Below are 25,253 nucleotides of genomic sequence, written 5' to 3'. Positions count from 1 at the left end.
CCGGCAGTTTCACTGCCGGGCCTTTTTCGTTTTGACAATACCGTTAGTGGTCTCTCAGCGCCAGGCAAACAAAGGATTTAACCAACGTAAAAGTGGCCCGGTAAAGCGTATAGGCGCATCGAGTACGGTCAGGCAAATGCAGTCTTCATTTTGTAGCGCTGTGGGTGTGTGCTGATGCGTTGCATCGCGCGAGACGAAATCGCCCTCATGATAAACACCGAGCTCATCGGAGAAGCCACCGCTCAATATGACGGTCAATTCTCGCCCTTTGTGAGTGTGCTCAGGTACCCTCGCGCCGGCTTTAATTTTTTGTAGGGCAACGCGATAACCTTTCAATCCCAGAGATTTTGTCAAATCATACTCGGCAATTTCTTTGGTTTGTTGCCGCCAATTAATATCGCTAAACCGCTCGGGTAGAATCTTCGCCAGAGGGTTGCCGTTCTTCGCTTTAGGCACGGCTGCCTTTGCTGCCACTGACTCGTCGTCAATGCCATCCATAAACCGATCAAACTCCTGTACCTTGATTTGCTGTGGCGAAGATTGCTCCAACACAGCCCCGCCCAGTGTGTTGAGCTGGGTGGTACGAGTGCGGCAGGTTTCGCATAGAAACAAGTGCGCGGCAACGGCCAGAGACTGTGCCATAGGCAGCGTGCCTGCAGCGTAGTCCAGCATGGTGATGTCGTCTGGGTGATGGTTACTCATAAATCTTTAGACTCCAGCATCACTTTGAGCTTCTGCATAGACAAGCGCAGACGCCCTTTCAGCGTTCCCAAAGGAACATTCAACTCGGTAGCCACCTCCTGGTGAGTCTTTCCCTCGTAATAAACTTTACGCACGGCAATTAATTGCTCCTCAGGCAACTGTTTAATGCTGTGGCGGATATGCTTTTCCGCCGCCAGGGCTTGTATGGAATGGATTGTTGTGTCCTCTTCCGTGGGGATTTGCCAGAGGTCTTCGGTTTCAACATTGATCTCCGCCTTCAGCCGCCCGAGCTTGCGCAGCAGATCGATGCGCTGGTTGCGGGTGATTGTGAAAATCCAGGTTGAAGGCGATGCCAGCGTATCCACGTACTTATCAGCACTGCGCCAGACGCTGGTCATCACTTCCTGAACAAGTTCATCAGCCTGCTGACCTATACCTTGGTTTATGGCGTAGGCCTTGATACGTGGTGCAAAGTATTCATATATCTCGCGAAAAGCGGCCCGGTCACGATCGTGAGCGACTTGCTGAAGTAAGCGACCCCACTTCTTTGCCTCATCAGAACCCATGCCAGTTTTTGCCGCTTCCATTGATGTGACCTTTGCCGCCGTTTTTCGTTGAGTCACCGTGAAGCCTCTTTTAAAAACCTAAGTTGCTGTTAGATACGGCCACAGAATGCTCTTGGATCATCAGCTTAGCACGTAGTGCATCGACCGGCACGTTGGGCAGAATGTAAATTAATGCGCCTAGGCGTGGTGTGGCAACAGCACTGTGTTTCGCTAATTACGCGCTAGTGCATACATCGGATCAAAAAAATCGATTCTATGTTCGAAAATATTCGATGCGACCCATTTTATTTGATCTTTTCTTTCACGGCTTGCGTAGCTTGAGTCGAACGAGCAACCTAATAATCGCATGGGAGAACAACAATGACAGCTACATTAATGAGGTTTACCGCAATGGTGTTGTTGGCGCTGGGCCTGGCCGCCTGCGGCAGTGACGACGATAACGACAATGAACCGATGCCCGAACCGGCGAAAACCATTGTCGATGTTGCGGCTGCAAATGGTAACTTTACAACCTTGGTGGCGGCGCTTGAGGCAACCGGCCTCGACGCTACACTGGACGATGAAAATGAAACCTTCACAGTGTTTGCGCCAACAGACGACGCGTTTGCTTTGCTTGGCCAGGACACTATCGATGCTCTGTTAGCTGATCCGGACACTCTGTCTAACATCCTTCTATACCATGTGATCGCGGGCAGCGAGGTAGACTCGTCAGCCGCTATCTCTAGCGCTGGCTCAACGGTCGAAATGGCAAATGGTCAGAGTGTGGGTCTATCTCTGGAAGGCGAGTCCTTGATGGCGAATTTGTCCGTTGTGACCATGGCCGATGTCGAGGCGGACAATGGCGTGATTCATGTCATAGATGCGGTTCTGATGCCTCCGGCAGAGCGCGGCGAACCCACTATGAACATTGTTGAAACCGCGGTAGATAACGGCAGCTTTACAACGCTGGTAGCGGCTCTGCAAGCGGCAGGCTTAGATACAACCTTAGCCGATGAGTCCCAGAGTTATACCGTCTTTGCTCCCACCGATGCAGCCTTCGATATGGTTGGTGCTGACAACATTGCCGCGCTGCTGGGCGATGCCGATGCACTGGAAGCGGTGCTGCTCCAGCACGTTGTGGCTGGTGAAGTAACGTCGGTTAACGCTTATGCTGCCAACGGCACCAATGTAACTACCGCGAGCGGTGCAGAAGTTCTGGTTGATATTGTTGACCGCATGCTAACGGTTGGCGGTGCCAAGGTGGTGATGGAAGATTTATACACCACCAATGGTATTATTCACGTGATTGACACGGTTATTGTGGGTGACGTCGATTTGCCAGCACCGCCGATGTCCATTGTGGATGTAGCAATGGAAGCAGGAAACTTCACAACCTTGGTCGCTGCTCTGCAGGCTACCGGCTTGGACACCACGCTGGCCGATCTGGATACGGACTTTACCGTATTCGCTCCGACCGATGATGCTTTCGCAGCTCTTGGCCAGGATACGATAGATGCCCTTCTGGCTGATACCGATACCCTAACCGATATACTTCTCTATCACGTCATTGTAGGTAGCGAAATTTTAGCGGATGGGGCAATAGCGGCTGCCGGTTCGGATATGCCGAAAGTCACAATGGGTAACGGCGATATGGCTGGTTTGTCTCTCGGCGGTGAAGATCTCTACATCAACACATCGATGGTCAGCCAGGCGAACGTGATGGCCGACAATGGCGTGATTCATGTAATCGATCAGGTGATGATGCCACCGGCCGAAATGGGTATGCCCGACAGCAATATAGTCGAGACAGCCATAGCGGCAGGCAACTTCACGACATTGGTTAGTGCGCTGCAAGCGGCTGGGCTGGATGCAACCCTGGCAGATGAAGCTGAGATCTTCACCGTATTTGCACCAACGGACGACGCCTTTGCCAAAATCGATAGCGCAACCCTCGATGCTTTGATCATGGATGTACCCGCATTGACGCAGGTGTTACTGCAACATGTGATTCAGGGCGCAGCCGTTGATTCGGTAACGGCCTTTACCCTGAATGGCACCAGTGTGGGTACTGCGGCGAGTGACGATGTGACGATAGAGATCGTTGATGGAATGTTGCAGGTGCAAGGCTCTAATGTAATGGTCTATGACATCTACACAAATAACGGTGTAATTCATGTCATTGATACCGTGATTACCGAAACGCTAGCACCCTAGAGCTCAGCGCATTGCTAATGCGCACTATATACTCTCCGTGACTGTTGGCCCCTGGTAAATTCAGGGGCTTTTTTTTAGTCTTCTAACAGCACCAGCGTTTGGCCTGGCTTGACGCCGGCGCCAGTGGTTTTTAGGATCTGCTTCACCTTGCCGCCAATCGGAGCTGGAATATTTATTTCCATTTTCATGGACTCCAAAACCACCAGTGTTTGACCGGCTTCTACAGTATCACCGACCTCCACGTTAACCTGCCAAATACTGCCAGAGACAGAGCTGTCCACCAAGGTGTCGCCTTCGGCCAGATCTAATTCACTTTCCGACTCAATTTGTTCAAGCGGGGTAAAATTAAACTGTCCATCGGCATGCCAGCGTTCCAGCTCTTCATCAAAAGCATTTTGCCTTTGCGCCTGAAAGCTATCGATGTCTGATTGATTGTCGGTAATAAACTGCTCGTAATCAGCTAGGCTAAATTCTGTAGTTTCTATTTTTATCGGGTACTGCCCGCGGGGAAAGTCTCGGCGCATTTGCTTAAGTTCGTCGGCGCTCACTTCGTAGAAGCGTATTTGATCAAAAAATCGTAACAGCCAGCGTTGATCGAACTCAGGTGTTTTCCGGTAGCGATTCCACATTTGTACCGTGCGACCCACAAACTGATAACCACCCGGGCCTTCCATGCCGTATACACATAGGTAGGCGCCACCAATCCCAACTGAATTTTCAGCCGTCCAGGTGCGCGCTGGGTTGTACTTTGTGGTGACTAATCGATGGCGTGGGTCCATAGGGGTTGCAACGGGAGCGCCGAGGTAAACATCGCCGAGCCCCATCACCAGATACGACGCATTAAATACAATATCCTTAACCTGCTCAATATTATCGAGGCCATTAATACGACGAATAAATTCCAAATTTGATGGGCACCAAGGGGCGCCTGGACGAACGCTCTGCTCATACTTGGCAATGGCCTCTCGACACGCTTCATCATCCCATGACAAGGGCAAATGCACTACACGCGAAGGCACGCTAAGTTCTGCTATTTGGGTAGCTAGGTATTTTTCGCCGCGTTGTAAATGTTCAAGTAATTCCGCGAGGCTAACGTTTTGACTGTCGTAGTGTACTTGCAGCGAGCGGATGCCGGGGGTGAGTTCACGCACGCCGGGTAAAGGGTTTTGTTCCAGCCACTGCATCAAGGCGTGGGCGCGAAAGCGTAACTTAATATCCAGCTGTAGTGGGCCATACTCGACCAGTAGAAAGTGGTCACCAGCGACGCGATAGTTCACGTCTTCGCCTACGTCGCAGGCGGGTAATGTCGCAACAACTGGGGACGGGAGTTGATCCGTGTGCAGCCTTGCTGAGGCTGTGTCTACATATTCGAGGCGGGCGAGTGACTCGGTCTGTGCTGTCTCCAGGGCGACGGCCGTATCGATGGAAACCGGTATAAATCGAATTTTGTCCCCGGCGCGCACCTGACCGAGCTTCCACAGATCGGCTGTAATCACTGTTGCCGGGCATACAAATCCTCCCAGCGATGGTCCGTCAGGGCCGAGAATAACCGGCATGTCTCCGGTGAAATCAACGCTACCAAATGCGTAGGCGTTGTCGTGAATGTTGGATGGGTGCATGCCGGCTTCACCGCCCGTAGTACGCGCCCACTGGGGTTTGGGGCCGTTCAACCGCACGCCGGTACGACTGGAGTTGTAGTGCACTTCCCAGTCGGTAGAGAAAAAGGTGTTGATGTCGTCACCGGTAAAAAAATCTGGTGCGCCGTGCGGCCCATAGATAACGCGAAGCTCCCAACAATTGTGGATCTCAGGGCGCAATGTGTCTGGTATTTTCGCCGCAGCGACAGTCGCTGTAGAATGGCAGTTTAATACGTCACCGGCGAGCAGGGCTCGGCCGTTGTGCCCGCCAAACTGGCCAAGCGTAAACGTGGACTTAGAGCCCAGATAGTCAGGGCACTGAATACCTCCGGCAACGGCCAAATAGGCGCGAGCCCCTTCTTCACTGACGCGTCCGAGCGCTAGCGTTTGCCCGGCTTTCACACTGAACACTTCCCAGCTAGCTACAGGTTCTCCATCAAGGGTTGCGTTAATTGCGGCGCCTGTTAGCGCGCACTGGCAGGCAAAGCCAAACTGAAGGCTAGGTCCTGCTACGGTAATTTCCAGTGCCGCTGCATCATCGGCATTACCAAGCAGTTTATTGGCCAGGCGAAACGAATAATTATCGAATGGCCCTGACGGTGGCACACCAATGTGCCAGTAACCGCTGCGCCCGGGGTAGTCTTGAATAGTGGTTTGGGTGCCGCCGTTAATCACATCGATTCGGCTTTCGCTAAAACCTCGTTCGTTGAGGTAGCGGGTCGTGATTTCACCGTCAATAAAAATCGGTTCGCCCAATAGTTCAGTGACATACTCTTTGTTGGTTTCAATTCCGTACAGTTTGCTGGTGCTCAGTGTGTCACGCAGAAGGTCTATTGCCGCGCTGCGATTGTAGCCTTTGGTAATTACTTTCGCCAGCATTGGGTCGAAATAGGGCGATACTTCAAGGCCGGATTCAATCCAGTGATCGATTCGAACCACTTGTTGTGAATTTCTCTGATTGTCGGCAAATTTAACCTCGCTTAACAGTCCTGCACTGGGTTGGAAGTTTTTTACCGGGTCTTCTGCGTACAGCCTTACCTGAATGGCGTGCCCTTCGGGGGTTAGATCTGAGAATTCGCGGTCTATGTCAAAGGGTTCTGCACTGGCCAATCGTAACATCCATTCAACCAGATCGAGTCCCCACACTTCTTCTGTAACGCCATGTTCAACCTGGAGGCGAGTATTCACTTCCAGAAAATAAAACTTTTGATCTTTTGCATCAAAAATATATTCGACGGTACCGGCGCCGCGATAGCTAACCGCAGCTAATAGTCTGGCGGCTGTCTCGTGCATGGCTTGGCGTAGCGTGTCAGATAAATTGGGGGCGGGGCACTCCTCAATCACTTTTTGGTTGCGGCGCTGGCTGGAGCAATCGCGCTCCCCGATAGCAACCGCTTTGCCTTTGCCGTCACCAAAAACCTGAACTTCGATATGACGAGCCTGGCCAATAAATTTCTCCAGAAAAACGCGGTCGTCAGAGAAGTTATTGGCGCCGAGCTTGCGTACAGAGTCGAAACTGTCAATTAGATCCTGCTCGCTCTCACACAATTTCATGCCGATGCCGCCACCGCCAGCACTGCTTTTCAGCATGATAGGGTAGCCGATCTGGTCGGCGGCTTGCGTGGCTTGCTCAAGGCTGTTGAGTAGATCGGTACCCGGCACCAAGGGTACTTTGTTTTGTTCGGCGATATCGCGGGCGGTGTGCTTTAGTCCGAATATATTCATTTGCTCGGGTGTAGGCCCAACAAAAGCAATACCGGCAGCTTCGCAACGATCAACGAAACTGGCATTCTCACTTAGAAATCCGTAGCCAGGATGAATCGCCTGAGCGCCAGTCTGCCTGGCGATATTGAGAATTTTTGTTTGATCGAGATAGGTGTCAGCGGCTGCACCTTCGCCTAGGCTGTAGGCTTCATCGGCTTGTCGTACATGCAAGCTGCCAGCATCGGCTTCGGCGTAAACAGCAACCGACTGAACTCCCATCCGGCGCAGGGTGCGAATAATACGGGTGGCGATGGCGCCACGATTGGCAATCAGAACTTTGTTGAACATAGTGAGCTCCAGCGGGTCGTCCCGGCAGTGCCTTTGGTGAAAGAGGTCGTCCCCTTCGGCGTATATAATTTATAAGCGCGTCGCGCTTACCAAATTATCATTTCTACAGGTGTTGGGTTGTATCCATTGCAAGGGTTGTTCAGCTGTGGGCAATTGGACATCAATACCAGTACATCCATAAGTGCGACCATTTCCACGTATTTTCCTGCGCCAGATATGCCGTCGGCGAAGGTTAATCCCCCATCAGAAGTCACCGGCACATTCATAAAGAAATTAATATTGTGACTGATGTCTCGCTTGTTGACGCCGTACTCCGGGTGCTCAGCCACAGCTAGCATCCAACTGTCGCGACAGGCATGCATGCAGCGTTTTTCCAGATCGTAGCGCACCGTATTGCTCTCGGTGGCGCAGGCGCCGCCGAGGGTGTCGTGTCGGCCACAGGTGTCGGCGGTAATTTCTAACATTGGGTTGTTTAGGTTGGAGCGCAACACGCTACCCGCGCTAAGGTAAACATTGCCCTGTTCACGAATAGTGTCAGTGGCACTGTAGCGCTCCGATACATCGTTGGCATTAAAAAATAGTGTATCAGCGGCTTGATTACCTTCAAGGTCGAGGATGCGAAGGATTTGGCCTTTTTTAAGCGGTGCAAAGTAATAATCACCAGCACCAATCGTGTGACGCTCAAGTGCATTTTCCGCTGCCAGCTGGCTTTCTAGTATTGTCATGGCAAACTCTTAAATTCCAATATGGTAGAGCGCGTTGTTGGCAAAGCCGCGCGCATTTTCAGGGCGAGAATTTAGGCAGAGGTCGTCTTCTTGTATTGGCGCTGCCGCGCCTAAATCGATTCGGATGTCTGCGCGAGGATATTCTTCGCTTGCGTCCAGCGGGTGCGGGCAGGTGTGTAATACCACCAAGGTGTCCATTTCAAAGCGAAGGTCGACTGTGGCTCCTGCTTTGCGGGCACTGGTATCGAGCATTATTGCCCCGTTGTCATCGGTCGCCACTTTACTAAACCAGTTAAGGTTGGCGGCAATGTCTGCCCGGCCGAGACCATATTTAGCAAGCTCAACTAAAAATGCATCGAACCCATTCTGCAGCCATTGATTACCATGTGATTGATAGTCGCGTTTGCCCCAGCGTTTATCGATCGCCGACTTGTGGCTAGTGCCTGCAACGGTATCGTGCCAGCCGAAGCTATCGTGGGTAATGGACGCAAAAATTCTACCCATGTCCGAATACAAACAGTGGCCGGCGGTAAGCTTGAAGGTATGTTGACACTTCAAAGAGTCGGGTGCGTTGTAACGCTCCAGCAAATTACGGGGGTTGTAGAAAAGCATCCCCACGTTGCCATCGCCGCTTATGTCGGTCAGTCGCATTGCGCTCCCGCGGCGTACTTCTAGTGACCAGTGGCTGGCGCCGGGTAGTGATGTGGTGTAATCAATCGTCCTCACGTTAACTCTCCAACCTCTTGTTGTTCTTCTGGCGAGGTAATTTTTTGTACCTTTGCCAGTGTATCACTGGGAATTTCTCCCACAGTTAAGTCATAAGTAATTTTGGCTCCCCAAGCTCCCGGTGCCTGCGGGTCATGACGAACCTTGTCAAATACCCAAAGACGCGTACCAAGGTAGAAGCCTTCCGATAAGTCGTGCGTAACCATAAATACTGTTAGCTGATGCTCTCGCCAAAGCTCAAGGATAAGTTTATGCATGTCGGCGCGAATGCCTGGGTCGAGAGCGCCAAATGGCTCATCTAGTAAGAGTACGCGGGGCTTACGAATTAGGGCTTGGGCTATGGCCAAGCGCTGTCGCATGCCGCCGGAAAGCTCATGGGGGTACTTGCTTACGGCGGGGCCGAGGCCTACCTTTTCCAATAGGGCTTGAGCTTCTTCGCGAACTTTTCTCTTTGCCACACCGAAGAGTTTTCCCAGCAAAGCAGATCGCTCAAACTCACGGGCAATCATTACGTTTTCCAGCACGCTAAGGTGCGGGAAAACCGAGTATTGCTGGAAAACAATACCGCGACTTTGGTCGGGTTCGCCGGGTATAGGCTTGTCGTCGATCAGGAGTTCGCCGCGCGATGCCGTTTCCATGCCTAACAGCATTTTTAAAAAAGTACTTTTGCCACAACCGGAGGTGCCCACCAGTGTGACAAACTCGCCGTCGGCGACGGTTTTGGATATGTCCTCCAGCACAACGTTGTCGCCGTACTCTTTCCAGAGTTTATTAATTTTGATCATGCCTTGCCTCCTTGGTGGTGCCAGGGGAAAGCGATCTGGCTGGTTTTGGCCAGTAGCCAGTCAATAACAAACGCAAGCAAAGTGATCCACGCGACGTAAGGCAGAATGACGTCCATAGAAAGGTAACGCCGGACTAAAAATATACGGTAGCCAAGACCGTCAGTTGAGGCGATACCTTCTGCGGCAATTAGAAACAGCCAGCCGGCACCCAGTGATAAGCGCACGGCATTGATCAGCCTGGGCAGCAGCTGGGGTATCAATACTCGCCATACAATGTGCCAACTGCTAGCGCCCAATGTCTGCGCTTTAATGAGCTGCTCCTGAGGTATCTCCTGGGTGCAGCGCTGCATGTCTCGTGCAATAAAGGGCGCAACACCAAATATAATCAGTGCCACTTTCGACAATTCCCCCAACCCAAATACAATAAACAAAATGGGGAGCAGTGCCATAGGAGGAATCAGCGATATCACGGTTAACAGCGGTGCCAGCGGAGCGTGTACCGAGGGTAATGCTCCCGTGACCAGTCCTAAGCTGAAGCCAATGAATGCGGCAATACCAATTCCCAATGCTAAGCGCGTCAGGCTAGACAAGGTGTCTTGCCAAAATAAGTATTCACCGGTGCGCTTACTCGGCTCAAAAGCGAGCCGTTGGATTGCGTCGCCCATTTGGCCAAAGCTGGGTAGCAATTTGTCACTGGGGTTCGCTTCAAGTCTCGCATCGGAGGCGATGATATAGATCAGCACAATTAAGGCAAAGGGCAGTAGCCCCAGTAGAATCTTAACCGGCTTGGAGGGGGTTAGGTTAACCAGGCGTTTCATAGGCAGCTCTCAGGCGGGGGCAGTGCCCCCGGTTCGGAGGTGTAATGGTTACAGTTTGCCGTCAGCGGCCATTTGCATATAGGTAGTGTCGAAGCGCAGCTTAACGTTGCTCTGGCTACCGTAAATGCCTTTGGGGCCTTCAATACCAATAAAGCCTGCGTCTGGAGCACCGTCACCTAACAAGCCGTGATCAAACGAAAACTCCGCTACTTTCTGCATGGTGCTCAGCAGCTCTTCACTTTCAACGAGGGCAATGGCATCGCTTGGCTGATAGAACATTTTGGTACTGGCGAGCTGTGAATCGTATCCAGCTAGGTCCGTGCCTGAGGCGGTACCCATTGTGGTGCGGGCCGCTTTACCGCTATCACTGTCGGCACTCATTAGGCTCATAATTTCATACCATGCGCCTACCAATGCTTTACCCAGTTTCGGGTTGGCGGCCAGGGTCTCGGTGTTGATAACCAGCAGGTCCATAATCTCACCGGGAATCTGTGATGAGTCAAACACTAAATTGGCATCGTCTTCTTCTAATATGGTGCTCAACAATGGGTTCCAGGTAGTGACAGCGCTGACCGAACCTGAATTGTAGAGTGCGACCATGTCTGCGTCTGAAGTATTCACCACCTGTACGTCGGCTTCCGACATGCCCACGCTTTCAAGGCCGCGAGCCAGCAGGTAATGGGATACAGAAAGCTCAACAAGATTAACCTTTTGGCCCTTCACGTCGGCTAGCGTTTCCATGTCGCGAAGAATGACTCCATCGTTACCGTTTGAGAAGTCACCGACAATCAATGCAGTGCTGTCAACGCCGCTGGCAGCAGGGATAGTGAGCGCGTCCATATTGGTCATGGTACAGGCGTCAAACTCGCCGGCTGTGTATTGGTTGATGGATTCGATGTAGTCGTTGATTTGTACGACTTCGATATCAATGCCGTACTTGTCGGCCCATTTATCGACAATGTTTTGCTCGGCACCGTAGCCCCAGGGCATCCAGCCTACATAAATGGACCAACATATTTTGAAAGAGTCGGCCGCTTGGGCCTGAAAGGATAGTAGTAGTGCAAAAACGGCGATAGAAAGTCGCTTCATGACAAACCTCCGGAGGTATGTGTCAGGTTATACGGAAATACGGAGCACCTTTTGGCAAGCTGGCCAAGCAGTTCTCCCGGGCTTTTGTCCCGCCGTGTAACCTTCACTTCGAAGGTCGAAAGCTCTCGGACCAGTCGTGAGGCGGTAGCCTCACCGGAACCCTAGCTTTCCATTTACAAATTGTCGTTGTCCCAACTCGCCAACCAAGTGCGGACAAATGTGTAGCAAATTTTTAACGGTGGGAGTTAAGCAAGTTGGATACCAAGCTGAACTTTGTAGTTGTAACATCTTGAAAAGATAGTTATAAACGGCGAAGAGCGATGATTGTGACGGGCGGGTTTCGCATCGTAATCGGGTGTGCTGGTGAGATTTTGGTGCTGGCGTGCGCATTCTGCCCCAAAATGAGGCGTCAATTTTGGCGGCCGAGAGAAAAACTCTATCCGTTTGTTTTTGGTGGCGGCGAATTCAGGCTAAAATGTGCGCAAGTTGGCATTCGGGCTATACTCAGCAGTAGACCTGCTATAGGTGTGCTTTGGTAGCAGGTACGGCCAATTGTATCAGCGGCCATTGGTGGAAGTGGTTTATGACGGACAATTCCATAGGACAGGGGATAGACAAATTGCAGGAAACAGAAGACTCAGCGCCTTCTTTCGGCCCATTGACTCCGGCACAAACGCAGAAATGCCTGGACCTTTGTGCTGCCAGCACCGAGGAGTTTATTCAGGACCATTTCGCGAGCTTCTGGGGGGAGTGGGTCGCGTCTGTAGAAAAGCGTGAAGAGAACGCTCGTTCCAATAAGGAGCAAGTCACCTTGAATGAGTTGATTAAGCTTCTGCGGCGCATTGCGCCTTCAGTGCAGCAGCAGCTGTTGAGCTTTTCTAAGGATAACTTTAGTGATTTTGCTCAGCGTCGTTTGCAAACTCCCAGTGGACAAGAGCGGTTCAATTCACCTTCCGGGCTGTCTCTGGTAGAAAACGCAGAGTTGGAAGAGACCATCGCAATTACCTCAATTTGTCATCGTGCTGACTCCCAGTACGCTGAAATATTATGGGCATTGCACCAGCGTCTGGCGTTACTCAATGGCGGGCAAAAAATTGACGAACGAGGTAACCCTGCCAGCGCTATTCAGTTTTGTGAGTCTCTTCGTAAAGCCATTGCGCAGTACAAATTTGATACTCGCATAAAGGTCATAGGTTATAAACATTTCGAGTCCTCCTTTATCAAAGTTTTGGGTGCGCTCTACCAAGAGCTGAACGAAAGACTGGCTGGAGAGGGAATTCTTCCTAATTTGCGTTTCTCTGGTATTAATTCTTCGGTAGGAAGACCTGATTCAGCGACCGATCATGAAACCGCTGCTAAGGCGCCTGAAGGCGACCAGGAAGAAGTACCAAAACGCCGGGCCACAGACCGTGAACCTGAGCCGCGTCGCCGAGCTTCAGATCAGGTCGCGAGTCAGAACAGTAAAGGACCGGAGCAATATGAGCAGGGGCTAATCAGCGCGATTCGCTTACTCCAAACTCATTTGGGCGCCACGCCCGCGCCACAGGGGCAAGGCAGTGTTGCGCCACAAGGCTCAGGTGGAGCAACACCGGTGTCTGCTCCGTCCGGCACTGCAGCTGGCGGCGGTTCTAACCTGTCAGCAAGTCAACTGTTGGGTGTTTTCCAGCAATCACAAGATCAGCAGTTTGCGCAAGTGCAGCCCCTGCTTGATGCGCAAGTCGGGCAAGTTCAACCTTTAGCTGTGAGTGCCGTGTCATCACAGCTGGTTGCAGAACTCAAAAGTAAAGATGTCGACGGCGATCATGCCGATGACATGCACACTATTGAGTTGGTTGGATTGCTGTTCGAATATATTCTTTCGGACGAGCAGTTGCCGGATTCGGTGAAAGCTTTGCTCAGTTATTTGCATACGCCGGTATTAAAACTTGCGTTTATTGATAAAGAATTTTTTGAAAACGTTGAGCATCCGGCGCGCCTTTTGCTCAATCAAATGGCAGAGGCTGGGGCACGTTGGGTCGGTAATGATGGCACCAACGAGTACAATATTTACGAAAAAATTAAAACTACTGTATTCGACATTTTGAAGGATTTTGGCAACGACGCCAAAGTGTTTGCTGAGGCTTTGTTGGAATTTAGCGGATACACCCGCAATATTTCACGGCGGCAAGACTTAATGGAAAAGCGCGCGCTTGAAAAAGCTCGCGGCGAAGAAAAGCTGCGAGAGGCCAAAATACTGGTTAATGACGAAGTTTCCCGACTGATTGATGGCAAGGACTTACCATCGCCAGTCCTTTTGTTGATGCTGCTGCCGTGGTCTGACTACTTATCGTTTATGATTCTTCGCTATGGCACGGACTCGCAAAATTTTGGCGATGCATTGAAAACAGCACGCGAATTGATTTGGAGTGTTGAGCCCAAATTGCTCGAATCGGATAAAATCCGACAGCTGGAAATTCAGGACGGGCTAATGCGAGCCGTTCAGTCAGGTTTTGAAACAATTGGTTATGAGCAAGATAAGGCCCGCAAACTGACGGATGCCATTCAATCGTTACAAAGGCTCGCGCTTAAAAGTCAAAAAGCAGAGCCAGCTCCAAAGCCTATGCGCACGAAACTGGAAACAATGGCTGCTGAAAAGGCCGGGCGGGTTGAGGAGGAGGCCGGTATCGCGTCTCAGGAAGAATCGCAGTTAATTGAAAAGCTCAAGTTGATTGAATTTGGCACCTGGCTCGAGGACGACCAGGGCAAGCGCTTGAAAGTTGCTTGGTATAACCATAAAACCATGCACTATATGTTGGTAGACCAACAGGGCAAGAAGGTCTCAATGACCTCGGCACTGCAAATGGCGCGGGCTATGATTGCAGGTAGATTGCGGGTTATCGCCGGTAGCGCTAAACCGTTTTTCGAGCGCGCGTTGGAAAATATTTATCACAGTTTAAATGCCAGAGCATCCGGTGAGTTGCTGAATCGTGAGTAACTAATATGGATAAACCCAGTGAGCATGAAGACCGTAAACTCGAACGCCTTGGTGTCAAGCAAAGTATTGATGTCTACGATAATATTCACGACATATACCTTGGTCGTGTAGTTAATCTTCACAATGACGGATTAATGATAATTGGCGATAAGCCCTGTGAGGAAGACTGCCTGTATCGTTTAGATTTGCACCTCAGCAATGCTGTCAATGGTCGCAATAGTGTGCAGCTAGGGGTGGATTGCTTGTGGGTTCGCAACGCGGAAGACAATAGCAAGCACTGGGCGGGGTTTAGCATCATTGACGCGTCCCCCCAGGCTCTGGAAGATATTGCTTTATTATCCGAAAATCAGTAGTTACTCATCCTTAAGGCTAGCAAACACTTTCTGGGCGGCTGCGATGGTTTGCTCGATATCGTTATCGGTGTGTGCCTGTGACATAAAGCCTGCCTCATAAGAGGCTGGAGCCAAATAAACCCCTGCCTTTAGCATGCCATGAAAAAACCGATTAAATCGTTCAGTGTCGCATGCCATTACCTGCTGGTAATTGGTAACGGTTTTCTCTTGGGTAAAAAAGCCGCCGAACATGCTGCCGATATGATTGGTGGTAAAGGCAACGCCTGCCGTATCGGCCGCAGCCTGTAAGCCCGTTACTAATTTTTGAGTTTTGCGGAACAGTTCGGGGTAAAAGTCCGGTGCTTCTAGCAGTTCTAGCGTGGCAATGCCTGCCGCCATAGCCACTGGGTTTCCGGACAAAGTACCCGCTTGATACACCGGGCCTGCGGGGGCCACTTTTTCCATAATTTCACGCTTGCCGCCAAAAGCACCAACGGGCATACCACCGCCTACTACTTTGCCTAAAGTGGTTAGGTCAGGCTGTACTTGATAGTGTCCTTGTGCACCAGTGGCACTGACGCGAAAGCCTGTCATCACCTCATCAAAAATCAGTACGCTACCGGACTCGTCGCACACCTCGCGCAGCGTTTGCAAAAAGCCGGGTACGGGGGGGATACAATTCATGTTGCCGGCGACTGGTTCGATAATAATACAGGCAACCTGGTCTCCTTTTTCCGCGAAAAATTGACGAACCTGTTCGCTGTTGTTGTAATTCAGCGTTACGGTATGTTCTGCTAACGCTTTGGGCACGCCGGGAGAGCTGGGCACGCCGAGAGTGAGCGCGCCGGAACCCGCTTTGATTAACAGTGAGTCGGAGTGGCCGTGATAGCAGCCTTCAAACTTAACGATAGTGTCTCGCTCTGTATGCGCGCGCGCGAGGCGAATCGCACTCATGGTCGCCTCTGTTCCAGAGTTCACAAACCGAACCAGGTCTATACCGGGCATGCGCTTACATACTATTTCGGCCAGCTGTGTTTCGCGCTCCGTGGGTGCGCCAAATGTGAGTCCGGATTGCACCGCGTCGACCACAGCGGCAATAACATCAGGATGGCTGTGGCCGAGAATCATCGGGCCCCAGGACTGGACGTAATCAATGTAGTCTTTACCGTCGACATCGGTAATGCGAGCCCCTTTAGCACTTTGCAGAAAAATCGGGGTGCCGCCCACGGCTTTAAATGCGCGCACAGGGGAGTTTACGCCGCCGGGAATAAATTGGGCCGCTTGGGCAAAGAGTTGCTCGGAATGGTTCATATTTTCCTCAAAAGCTAAGCAGCGCTTGTTCGCGCAAAGGCGCGAGCATACGCAGTGGGGTTAGGGTGGTGACAGACGTCATGGCATACAGCTACATAGTTGGCGCCTTGTTGTATTGCAAGCTCAGCGTTGGCTTGGGTGATGCCGCCGATAGCAACGATACAGCAATCGGGCCAGCGACGTCGGACCTGCGTGAGTAAACTGAGCCGAGCGGGTGGTGCATCGGGTTTGGTTGCCGAGGGGAAAAAGCGCCCGAAGGCAACATAATTGGCGCCGTCTTGCAGGGCGTATCGGGCGAGCTCCATATCGCTATGGCAGGTTGCACCAATAATAGCCTTCGCTCCCAGAGCTTGGCGCGCCTCGCGAATGGTGCTGTCGCTCTGGCCCAAATGGACGCCATCGGCCTTCACACTGCGGGCGAGAGCGACATCATCGTTAATAATGAGTTTGGCGTTGAACTGGCGACATAGTTTTAGCAACTGAGTGGCTTCGGCGTAACGCCGGACTTTGTCATCACTTTTGTCACGGTACTGAACGAAGCGGCAGCCACCGGCCAACGCCTGCTGTACGGGTGAATATAGGGCAGCTCCGCGCAGGTTTGCACAGTCTGTAATCGCGTAAAGAGCATTAGTGTTGTGCAAAGTTGTCGGCATTCCGACATTTTAACAAGTGCGGGAGCCTGAGCGAAACCTTAAACAAGACGCGGACTATCTCTTATTGTGCTTATCGGCCCAGAACAGCCGGTTGGGTATGCACTGCCCCATTCCCAGGCGGCGGCTGGCGTTGAGGCTTTGCCAGGTAAACTCTTGACCCTGTTCGACTGCATCGGTCAAGCGTAACCCATAGGCTAAATAGGCGCTAATACTGGCAGATAAAGTGGCGCCACTGCCGTGGCTAAAGTGGCTTAAGCGCGGCCAGCTATAGCGTCTTGCCTGCTGACCGGGAACATACAGGGTATTGATGTAATCCTTGTTTGTGCGGCTGGTGCCGGTGATGAGGACGGCTTGACTGCCATGGTTGAGAATTTGTTGGCCGCATGCATCGGCGGTATCGGCTTGGCGCGCCAAACTGTTGGCCTCGACAATATCAGGTGTGGTGATGGTTGCCAGCGGCATTAACAGTGTCGTTATTGCACGACACAAGTCCCCTTCACTGTCTGCCGTGCTCTGCCCGTCACCGGCAATAGACAGGTGCATTACGGGGTCGAGAAGCACGGGCAGCTCGGGGTAATCACGTAAAATACTGTGTGCGGCTTCTATTTGCGTAACTTGGCAAAAGTAGCCAAGCTTAATCGCTGATACCGGCATATCCTCGAGAATGGCCCGCGCTTGCGCAATGATGAGGCTGGTATCGGTAGGGGTCATGCTGACGATCTGACGGGTATCGCGAGCGCACAGTGCGGTGACGACACCGCAGCAATGCACCCCGAGACTAAAACAGGACTCGATATCTGCTTGCAGGCCTGTGCTGCCGGACGGGTCGTGGCTAGAGAGTGACAGCACTACCGGCGTTTCGGTTGGCATTTCGGTCATTGAGGTCGCCAGCTGGTTAAAACTCTAGTTAAAGCTTAGCACAGTGTGGAAGTGACCCGATTGGCTTAGAAGGGCTTTACGACCGCCAATATGACAATGGCAAATAAGGCAAACACCGGTAGCTCGTTAAATATCCGATAATACCGATCAGAGTGTGTGTTGGCGTTTTTTGCAAAGCGTTTTATATGGGCACCACACATATGGTGATAACCGATCAGGGCCAAAACAATGGCGAGCTTCGCCCATATCCAGTTGGCGGTCACTAAATAGTCCCACTGCAGGTGCATAAGACCGGCACCAAAAACCAGTGTGGCGATCATTGAGGGCGTAGCGATACCTCGGTAGAGCTTGCGCTCCATTATCTTAAAGCGCTCGTTGCTAACCTCGTCTGAACTCATGGCGTGGTATACGAACAGTCGCGGCAAGTAAAACAGCGCGGCAAACCAGCATATTACGGCAATAATGTGCAGGGCTTTAATCCAAAGCATAGAGTCAATCCCAAGTGAGCATTGCTCGTTATTATGCCATCGCGTTGAGGCGCCGCCCAGCGGCTGGCAATTTAGCCGCTGCGCTCTTATGATAGTGCGTCCGTTATAGACGCTAGCCGTATCGGCGTGAACATACAAGAGGTTGTTATTGTGATTAATGTGGGGATTGTTGGGGGGACCGGCTATACCGGTGTCGAGCTGTTGCGCTTACTGTGTAAGCATCCGCAGGCGAAGGTAAGCGTTATTACCTCGCGTGCTGAAGCGGGTATTCCCGTCAGTGATCTTTATCCCAATTTGCGCGGTCATGTTGATTTGTGCTTTAGCGAACCCGATGTGGAGGCATTGGGAAAATGTGATGTGGTCTTTTTCGCCACCCCGCATGGTGTTGCGCAAAACCTGATGCCCGCCTTGATGGCGACTGGCACCCGAGTGATTGATCTGTCAGCGGATTTTCGAATTCGCGATGCCGAGCTCTGGGCTCACTGGTATGACCAGGCTCATGGCTGCCCCGAGTTAATCAGCGAGGCTGTGTACGGTTTACCCGAAAATAATCGTGCCGCTATCAAGAGTGCCCGGCTGGTAGCGTGCCCGGGCTGTTACCCGACGGCAGCGCAGCTCGGTTTGCTGCCGTTGCTTGAAAATGAACTGGTGGACCCGACCGGATTGATTATTAGCGCCGCCAGCGGTGCGTCCGGCGCCGGCCGTCAGGCCAAAGTGGGTATGTTGTTGACTGAAAATAGCGGCAGCTTTAAGGCCTATGGGGTGTCTGGCCATCGTCATTTGCCTGAAATTGAGCAGGCGCTGCATGATGCTCAACCAGCCGCAGCGGTTCCTGCTGCCGTTACCTTTGTACCACATCTATTGCCGATGGTCAGAGGCATTCATGTCACCAGTTATGCGCGTGCATTGAACCCCGATACTTTGCCAGATTTACAGCGCGTATTTGAAGAGCGCTACGTGGATGAACCGTTTGTCGATGTGCTGCCAGAGGGGCAGGTACCGGAAACGCGCTCGGTAAAAGGCTCGAATATGTGCCGTATTTCCGTGTGCCAACCGCAAGGGCGCGATACCATCGTGATCCTGTCGGTTATCGATAACCTCACCAAAGGGGCTTCTGGCCAAGCTATTCAGAACATGAATATCATGTTTGGCTTTGAGGAATCCGCCGGACTCGACGTGGTAGCACTGCTGCCATAATAAACCTTGAGAGTAATTACGAGAGCCTATGAGTGCAGTAAAAGGCAGTACGCAGTATTCACTAAAGGTCGTTCCCCATCGTCCTGCCCGGCGTTTTTTGATCGTCCTGATGTTACTGCTTGTTGTGGTTGTGTGTATAGCGGGCGCTTATTTTGCCGGCTACTGGCAGGGTACTGGTACGCAAAGCAACGCTTTGCAGCAACTAGAGCGATTGCGAGTGGAGTTGCAAGATTCACAGGCAGAGTCTGAACAGCTTCGCCAGCAAGTGGCTAACTTATCGCTTGCCTCTGAAGTGGATCAATATGCCTCAGAAGAAGTGCGCACTGAGGTCATGGAGTTGCGCCAGCAAATTGCGAGTTTGGAAACCGACATCTCATTCTATCGGGGATTAATGGAGCCCAGTGAGTCCAATAGCGGACTGACGATTGGCGATGTTAATCTTGTCGAAACATCACAGGCGGGGCGTTTTTCCTTCAAGGTGGTGATGCAACAGTTGGCGACCAACCATCAGGTGCTGAACGGAACCTTGAATGTCGATGTTATCGGTCGTAGCAATGGTGGCGTGACTCGAGTACCTTTATATCAGTTGTCGGATGACATCGATAGCGAAGACATCAAATTACGGTTTAAATACTTTCAAAATGTTGAGGGTGAGCTAACTCTGCCCGAGGGTTTTGAGGCACAAAAACTTGAGCTATCAGCACAGGCCGCAGGTCGTGATGGTGGCAAGGTATCCAAGAGCTACAGTTGGCTCGTTGAAGATAGATAAAATAAGTGCGGGGGCTTGAGCACAATGGCATTCAGTAATAGTCACACCTTAATTTCCAAAGGGACCAGTATCATCGGCGATGTCCATTTTACGGGTGATCTACAAGTAGAAGGTAAAGTAAAAGGTAACATCATTGTCGAAGGCGGCGCTGATGCTAAGTTGGTGGTCGCCGACAAGGGTGTTGTCGAGGGCGAAATTCGTGTGCCAATGGTCGTTATCAACGGTAAGGTGATCGGCAATGTTTACTCAAGTAAGCACGTTGAATTGGCTGGCAAGGCGGTGGTTGAAGGCAATGTGCACTACCAATTGATCGAGATGGTTAAAGGTGCTCAGGTCAATGGCTCTCTGGTCTACGGCGAGTCGACTCAGCCCGCAGCCAAGCCCGACAAGAACTTTGGCAGTGAAAAGTCCAATGTCGATGCGAAATAGTTGACTGTTTTACTCTGGTATTGGGATAATAACCTGTTAGCCAGTACCGGAGTTTATCTATGTCTACCCCTGAAGTTTTTACCCCAGAGCCGATTTACGTCAGCGCCCCAGCGGTGGCCAAGGTAAAAGGCCTGGTTGAAGAGGAAGGCAATGACGAGTTGAAGCTGCGTGTTTATGTCACCGGCGGAGGCTGTTCAGGCTTTCAGTACGGGTTTACCTTTGATGACGTCACAGCCGAAGACGATACCGTGGTGGAAAAAGACGGTATCAAAGTGGTTGTTGATGCCTTGAGCTACCCCTATCTGGTAGGTGCTAGTGTCGATTATACCGAGGGTTTGCAGGGGGCTAAGTTTGTCGTCACCAACCCCAATGCTGCTACTACGTGTGGGTGCGGCGCGTCTTTCTCTGTTTAATTTAGGCCCTGGGTCTTCCCGGGTAAATTGCTCCTAATACGACCTCTTCGCAGGCACCTGTAACGCTCGCTAAGTTTCCCGGTAGACCTTGCAGGGTGCGGTGTGCCAGCCACGCAAAGGCACTCGCTTCGACCCAGTCTGGTGCTATTCCTAGCCTGTCCGTGGTTTCAACTCTAAAGCCCGACATCAGCGCCTGTAACCTGCTCATCAGTGTCGAGTTATGAGCCCCGCCGCCACAGACATAGGCTTCTCCACCTAACGCGGCATTGGGGCAGCTGTGCAGGTGATTGGCCAGGGTTTGCGCCGTGTATTCCAATAAGGTGGCCTGAATATGCTGTGGCTCTAACTGACTGACCCGTGGGTGATGAGATTCCAGCCAAGCTAGGTGAAAGTCCTCGCGACCAGTGCTTTTAGGTATGGGTCGCGCCAGATAAGGGTGCTCCAGCAGGGTGGCCAGCAACTCGCTGTCAGGCTCGCCCTCGCGTGCCCAATTACCGTTGGCGTCGTATTTTTTCCCCTGGTGCTTCAGTATCCAGGCGTCCATCAATGTGTTGCCTGGGCCTGTGTCAAAACCGAGAGCGGGCTGGCCGGGTTGCAGCCAGCTTATATTGCCTATACCGCCAATATTGATAATCGCACGATTGACCTGAGGGTGTGTAAAAACCGACTGGTGAAAGGCCGGGACCAGAGGTGCGCCCTGACCGCCTGCCGCCATATCGCGCCGGCGAAGATCGGCAACGGTACAAATGCCGGTGCGTTGCGCAATGATATTGGGGTCACCAATTTGCCAGGTGAAGGGGGTGTCGCTGTGCCCAGGTGGTCGGTGGCGAATAGTTTGGCCATGACTGCCGATAGCACTGATTTGCTCAGGTTTGACCGCTGCCGTTTCAAGCAGGGCGAGGGTTGCTTCGGCAAACTCGATGCCCAGCGCCCGATCTAGGGCGCCAGCTCGGTCGATTTCGTTATCACCTGGGGCGCACAGAGCGTGAATACGCTCGCGCATAGACGAGCTGAAGTCATGGGCGAAATGGGCAAGAAGTTGAGTTTGGCCTGATTCTATAGAAACCAGTGCGGCGTCTATTCCGTCAGCACTGGTCCCTGATATTAGACCGATATAAAGCGGCATATTCAGTTTATGTTGCGGTCGGTCGTGCCCATCGCGAGGCGAGAGGCGTTGAAGCGTTGTTCCAGCGAAGCCATTAGAGGTTGCGTCTGGCTAAGGAAATCCTGCATTTCACCATCGTTTATAGATTTAGCCTTTGGCAGCTTCTGCACAATGGTGCGTGGGTTGCGGTGGACCCCATCGAGCAAGAATTCATAGTGTAGGTGCGGGCCGGTCGCGTATCCGGTAGAGCCTACGGTACCAATCGATTGCTTTTGCTTTACGCGTTGGCCTTTTTTCACGAAGCGCTTGTGTAGGTGCAGGTACTTGGTGACGACGTTATTGCCGTGCTGGATAAACACGTAGTTACCGTTTGCCTTGCTGTAGCCCGCGGCAGTTACTCTACCGTCGCCTGAGGCCCAGACTGGGGTGCCCCGGTTGGCGGCGTAATCAGTGCCGCGGTGAGGGCGTACCGTTTTGAAAATAGGGTGCAGGCGTTTGGGATTAAAGTTGCCACTGATGCGACGAAAGTCTACCGGTGCCAGCAGAAACGCTTTGCGCATACTTTCGCCGTTGGGTGTGTAGTAGTGAGCTTCGCCATTGGCGTGGGTGTAGCGGACGGCTTTGAATTTGTCGCCTTGGTTGGTGAACTCGGCGGCGAGAATGGCGCCGTGACCGATTTTCTCGCCATCCAGAAACTTTTCTTCGTAAAGTACGCTGAAATGATCGCCTTTGCGTAAATCCAGTGCAAAGTCGATGTCCCAACCAAACACGTTGGCCATTTCCATGATCAGGCTTTCTGGCATGCTTACGCCTACCGCTGCCATATACAGCGAGCTGCTAATGGTCGCTTCTTTATAGGCGGTGCGAACTTCCGGCTGTTTAATCTCTTTAATGCTAACGTAGCTCGCTTCGCTTTTCTCGAAGTGAGTGGAGTTTAGGCGGTCGGTAATATGGCTGAGTTTCTGCAGTGCGCCCGCTTCGTCAAGGTAGAACACGATTTTATGGCCGGGCATTATGCGCGTGAGTGATTTGGCTTCCGGGCACGAATGTGTCAGCTCGTAGACGTCGCGATCGCTTAGCCCGGCGCGCTTAAAAATGGTCGACAGGCTGTCTCCTGAGCGCACCGTAAAGCTGCGTTGTTCCAACGTCGGCATGGCAGGTTCAACTGGTTTTGCCGAAGGCTTCTCCGCCAAGGCGATATCCAGTACGTTAGCTTCGGTGTTTAAGGGGGCTGGGTTCAGCTCGCTCTTAGGTAGGATATCGGCTCGCTCAACCGAGGGAGCAGGGGTTAAGTTAATTGCAACGGTATCGGGATGACTTTGCTTGGATGGAGAGGACGCAGCCCACGCAATTAGCCCCAGAGCAAGCGCACCAGCGGCTAGGATGTGGCCCTTCGGAAAACTGCTATTGGTAACTTCCGAAGTCTTTACTTGATGTTTATCAGGGGCTTGCACGTGTCTCTTAAGCCTTTTTCCGAGGTAAGTGTTGCGCATAGTTATATCAGAAATGCAGTTTAATATCGATAATTTCTGGTTGTTTTTTGAGCTTTCGGGGCGCTTTATTTTACATGTCGATTGAGCTCGGCACAGCTTAGTCCATTTCAGGGGCCAGAAGTTGCAAGGCCTGGCGCTCGATTTTGCGTCGCGAGGGGCTTGTTTTTGCATCTATATAAGGTATCTTTGCCCGCCTAGTCCGGCCGCCTCGCAAGGTGCGGCGTTAATGATGAATGATTACCTTTAAGGCAAAACCATGACGACTATCGATGCATCGCTGTTTGAAGATTTACAGGCGCGCGGTCTGATCGCCCAAACCACGGGTGGAGATGTACTGGCGGAATACCTGAGCAGCGCAAGTCGTACACTGTACAGCGGTTTTGACCCTACGGCCGACAGTTTGCATATAGGTCACCTTGTGCCCCTGCTCGCACTGAAGCGCTTCCAGCAGGCTGGGCACAAGCCGGTTGCTCTGGTCGGTGGGGCGACGGGTTTGGTAGGGGATCCAAGTTTTAAGGCGGCGGAGCGCAAGCTCAATACCCCGGATATAGTGGCGGGCTGGACCCAAAAACTGAAAGATCAGGTGAGCCGCTTTATTGATTTTGATTGTGGTGAGAACAGAGCCGAGGTGGTCAATAATCTCGACTGGGTTGGCAGTATGGATGTGCTGACGTTCCTGCGTGATGTGGGCAAGCACTTTTCAGTCAATAATATGATTAACAAAGAGTCGGTTAAGCAGCGGATCGACCGCGAAGGTGCGGGAATATCCTTTACCGAGTTCACCTATATGTTGCTGCAGTCGTACGACTTTGCAGAGCTGTACAAGCGTTATAATTGCACACTGCAGATCGGCGGCTCCGACCAGTGGGGGAATATCACGGGTGGAATCGATTTGGCGCGTCGCATGTACAGTGGTGAGACCTACGGCCTGACCTTGCCGTTGGTGACCAAGTCGGACGGTACTAAATTTGGCAAAACTGAGTCGGGTACCGTTTGGTTGGATCCTGCCAAGACCTCGCCCTATGCTTTTTATCAATTCTGGCTGGGCACTGCAGATGCGGATGTGTATAAGTTTTTGCGTTACTTCACCTTTCTGCCTTTGGCGCGGATCGCAGACATTGAAGCGCAGGACCGTGCCGCTGAAGGTCGCCCGCAAGCGCAGAGCATACTCGCGCGTGAAGTCACAGAGCTTATTCATGGTGCTGAGGGGCTGCAGGCGGCGGAGCGTATTACCGGGGCCCTATTTTCCGGCAGTCTTGATCAGCTCAGTGAGTCAGATTTGGAGCAGTTGAAGCTTGACGGTTTGCCAAGCTCAACTCTGCAGCGTTCAGAGTTGAGTGAGAAACCGTTGACACAGTGGCTGGTGGATGCCGGCATGGCAGCTTCGGGCAAGCAGGTTAAGGATGCCCTGGGGCGCGAGGCAGTAGTAATTAACGGGGGCGCGATAAGCTTCGAGCAAAATCTCGATGCACCGGCTTGTTTCCCCCAGGCTTCAGCGCGTTTTGATCGCTTTTATGTGGTGAAGCTAGGTAAAAAGAAATACCACTTGTTTGAAGTTGTCTGAACTTTGCTTGCAGGGTGAACCAAAGGCGGCGTCAGCGGCCTTTTTTGTGTCTATTGTGAGCATATCGTTTGCAATTTATACGGTGTCTACTAAATTTAATAATTACCTCCTAAAACACTTGTGCGCTAACAGTAGCTGCGTATAATGCGCGCCTGTCCTTAGGGCGGAGCGGAAAACGGTGGTGATATTGATCGTTTTTCGGGCTTGAAAATTGACTTGAAATTAAGTGTTTACAAGCGCCAGTGGATGCGTATAATGCGCCTCCCCAACAAGGAGCCAGAGCGGCTTTGAGTTGTCTCGGTTAAGGCGGTTTGATGGCTTTGACCGGCGGCAAAAACTTTTATTAAAAAGTG

Annotated in this window: 22 protein-coding genes and 1 riboswitch; of the genes, 8 read left to right on the top strand and 14 right to left on the bottom strand. The window is 51.9% G+C overall.

What is annotated here, in order from left to right:
• Nucleotides 1-54 precede the first annotated feature (54 nt).
• On the bottom strand, nucleotides 55-702 hold the full coding sequence (locus QWI17_RS12880) for a ChrR family anti-sigma-E factor (protein ID WP_302722921.1): 648 nt from the start codon (nucleotides 700-702) through the stop codon (nucleotides 55-57).
• Entirely contained in the window at nucleotides 699-1,325 is a 627-nt protein-coding gene (locus QWI17_RS12875) for a sigma-70 family RNA polymerase sigma factor (protein ID WP_302722920.1), read from the bottom strand. The genes QWI17_RS12880 and QWI17_RS12875 overlap by 4 nt, the downstream gene beginning before the upstream one ends.
• Before the next feature lie 303 nt (nucleotides 1,326-1,628).
• On the opposite strand from QWI17_RS12875, the gene QWI17_RS12870 reads away from it, so the two are divergent.
• Nucleotides 1,629-3,461, top strand: coding sequence for a fasciclin domain-containing protein (locus tag QWI17_RS12870; RefSeq protein WP_302722919.1), 1,833 nt, complete (start codon nucleotides 1,629-1,631; stop codon nucleotides 3,459-3,461).
• Nucleotides 3,462-3,535: 74 nt separating this feature from the next.
• Here QWI17_RS12870 and uca read toward each other — a convergent pair whose 3' ends face one another.
• From uca to QWI17_RS12840, 6 genes are all read right to left on the bottom strand, one after another.
• Nucleotides 3,536-7,150: an urea carboxylase gene (gene uca, locus QWI17_RS12865; RefSeq protein ID WP_302722918.1), complete on the bottom strand. Its 3,615-nt coding sequence runs from the start codon at nucleotides 7,148-7,150 to the stop codon at nucleotides 3,536-3,538.
• Between the two features lie 86 nt (nucleotides 7,151-7,236).
• The gene (locus QWI17_RS12860; RefSeq protein WP_302722917.1) at nucleotides 7,237-7,875 is read right to left on the bottom strand and encodes an urea amidolyase associated protein UAAP2; all 639 of its coding nucleotides are present in this window, start codon (nucleotides 7,873-7,875) and stop codon (nucleotides 7,237-7,239) included.
• Nucleotides 7,876-7,884: 9 nt separating this feature from the next.
• Nucleotides 7,885-8,601 (bottom strand): urea amidolyase associated protein UAAP1, encoded by a 717-nt coding sequence (locus QWI17_RS12855; protein ID WP_302722916.1) that lies wholly within the window; start codon nucleotides 8,599-8,601, stop codon nucleotides 7,885-7,887.
• The gene (locus tag QWI17_RS12850) at nucleotides 8,598-9,386 is read right to left on the bottom strand and encodes an ABC transporter ATP-binding protein (RefSeq protein ID WP_302722915.1); all 789 of its coding nucleotides are present in this window, start codon (nucleotides 9,384-9,386) and stop codon (nucleotides 8,598-8,600) included. Before QWI17_RS12850 ends, QWI17_RS12855 begins: the two co-directional genes overlap by 4 nt.
• Nucleotides 9,383-10,204 carry an ABC transporter permease gene (locus QWI17_RS12845; RefSeq protein ID WP_302722914.1) on the bottom strand — a complete coding sequence of 274 codons (822 nt, stop codon included), beginning with the start codon at nucleotides 10,202-10,204 and terminating at the stop codon, nucleotides 9,383-9,385. The genes QWI17_RS12850 and QWI17_RS12845 overlap by 4 nt, the downstream gene beginning before the upstream one ends.
• A 48-nt stretch (nucleotides 10,205-10,252) precedes the next feature.
• Nucleotides 10,253-11,293, bottom strand: a complete 1,041-nt coding sequence (locus QWI17_RS12840; RefSeq protein WP_302722913.1) for a putative urea ABC transporter substrate-binding protein — start codon at nucleotides 11,291-11,293, stop codon at nucleotides 10,253-10,255.
• 71 nt (nucleotides 11,294-11,364) lie between these two features.
• A riboswitch (guanidine-I (ykkC/yxkD leader) is annotated at nucleotides 11,365-11,469 on the bottom strand.
• Nucleotides 11,470-11,876: 407 nt separating this feature from the next.
• Between QWI17_RS12840 and QWI17_RS12835 the strand changes: the two genes are divergently transcribed.
• Nucleotides 11,877-14,267, top strand: coding sequence for a DUF1631 family protein (locus QWI17_RS12835; protein ID WP_302722912.1), 2,391 nt, complete (start codon nucleotides 11,877-11,879; stop codon nucleotides 14,265-14,267).
• Nucleotides 14,268-14,272: 5 nt separating this feature from the next.
• Nucleotides 14,273-14,620 carry a PilZ domain-containing protein gene (locus QWI17_RS12830; protein WP_302722911.1) on the top strand — a complete coding sequence of 116 codons (348 nt, stop codon included), beginning with the start codon at nucleotides 14,273-14,275 and terminating at the stop codon, nucleotides 14,618-14,620.
• Here the strand turns inward: QWI17_RS12830 and hemL are convergent, their stop codons facing one another.
• The 4 genes from hemL to hemJ all read right to left on the bottom strand — a co-directional run bounded on the left by hemL (nucleotide 14,621) and on the right by hemJ (nucleotide 17,930).
• Nucleotides 14,621-15,910: a glutamate-1-semialdehyde 2,1-aminomutase gene (gene hemL / locus QWI17_RS12825; protein WP_302722910.1), complete on the bottom strand. Its 1,290-nt coding sequence runs from the start codon at nucleotides 15,908-15,910 to the stop codon at nucleotides 14,621-14,623.
• 14 nt (nucleotides 15,911-15,924) lie between these two features.
• The gene (gene thiE, locus QWI17_RS12820; protein ID WP_302722909.1) at nucleotides 15,925-16,563 is read right to left on the bottom strand and encodes a thiamine phosphate synthase; all 639 of its coding nucleotides are present in this window, start codon (nucleotides 16,561-16,563) and stop codon (nucleotides 15,925-15,927) included.
• Nucleotides 16,564-16,617: 54 nt separating this feature from the next.
• Entirely contained in the window at nucleotides 16,618-17,442 is an 825-nt protein-coding gene (gene thiD / locus QWI17_RS12815; protein WP_302722908.1) for a bifunctional hydroxymethylpyrimidine kinase/phosphomethylpyrimidine kinase, read from the bottom strand.
• 65 nt (nucleotides 17,443-17,507) lie between these two features.
• Nucleotides 17,508-17,930, bottom strand: a complete 423-nt coding sequence (gene hemJ / locus QWI17_RS12810) for a protoporphyrinogen oxidase HemJ (RefSeq protein WP_302722907.1) — start codon at nucleotides 17,928-17,930, stop codon at nucleotides 17,508-17,510.
• Between the two features lie 150 nt (nucleotides 17,931-18,080).
• Between hemJ and argC the strand changes: the two genes are divergently transcribed.
• The 4 genes from argC to erpA are packed head-to-tail and all read left to right on the top strand — an operon-like array spanning nucleotide 18,081 to nucleotide 20,738.
• Entirely contained in the window at nucleotides 18,081-19,127 is a 1,047-nt protein-coding gene (argC, locus tag QWI17_RS12805; RefSeq protein WP_302723084.1) for an N-acetyl-gamma-glutamyl-phosphate reductase, read from the top strand.
• Nucleotides 19,128-19,155: 28 nt separating this feature from the next.
• Nucleotides 19,156-19,896 (top strand): DUF6776 family protein, encoded by a 741-nt coding sequence (locus QWI17_RS12800; RefSeq protein ID WP_302722906.1) that lies wholly within the window; start codon nucleotides 19,156-19,158, stop codon nucleotides 19,894-19,896.
• A gap of 24 nt (nucleotides 19,897-19,920) precedes the next feature.
• Nucleotides 19,921-20,325, top strand: a complete 405-nt coding sequence (locus QWI17_RS12795; RefSeq protein ID WP_302722905.1) for a bactofilin family protein — start codon at nucleotides 19,921-19,923, stop codon at nucleotides 20,323-20,325.
• A gap of 59 nt (nucleotides 20,326-20,384) precedes the next feature.
• Nucleotides 20,385-20,738 carry an iron-sulfur cluster insertion protein ErpA gene (gene erpA / locus QWI17_RS12790; RefSeq protein WP_302722904.1) on the top strand — a complete coding sequence of 118 codons (354 nt, stop codon included), beginning with the start codon at nucleotides 20,385-20,387 and terminating at the stop codon, nucleotides 20,736-20,738.
• A gap of 1 nt (nucleotide 20,739) precedes the next feature.
• Here erpA and QWI17_RS12785 read toward each other — a convergent pair whose 3' ends face one another.
• Nucleotides 20,740-21,864, bottom strand: coding sequence for an anhydro-N-acetylmuramic acid kinase (locus QWI17_RS12785; RefSeq protein ID WP_302722903.1), 1,125 nt, complete (start codon nucleotides 21,862-21,864; stop codon nucleotides 20,740-20,742).
• A 2-nt stretch (nucleotides 21,865-21,866) separates the two neighbouring features.
• On the bottom strand, nucleotides 21,867-23,297 hold the full coding sequence (locus QWI17_RS12780) for a peptidoglycan DD-metalloendopeptidase family protein (RefSeq protein ID WP_302722902.1): 1,431 nt from the start codon (nucleotides 23,295-23,297) through the stop codon (nucleotides 21,867-21,869).
• 295 nt (nucleotides 23,298-23,592) lie between these two features.
• Here QWI17_RS12780 and tyrS point away from each other — a divergent pair, with 295 nt between their 5' ends.
• Entirely contained in the window at nucleotides 23,593-24,900 is a 1,308-nt protein-coding gene (gene tyrS, locus QWI17_RS12775) for a tyrosine--tRNA ligase (RefSeq protein WP_302722901.1), read from the top strand.
• Nucleotides 24,901-25,253: the final 353 nt, after the last annotated feature.

This window comes from Gilvimarinus gilvus (assembly GCF_030518155.1).
Lineage (GTDB): Bacteria > Pseudomonadota > Gammaproteobacteria > Pseudomonadales > Cellvibrionaceae > Gilvimarinus > Gilvimarinus gilvus.
This window is presented reverse-complemented; position numbering and strand designations above follow the sequence as displayed.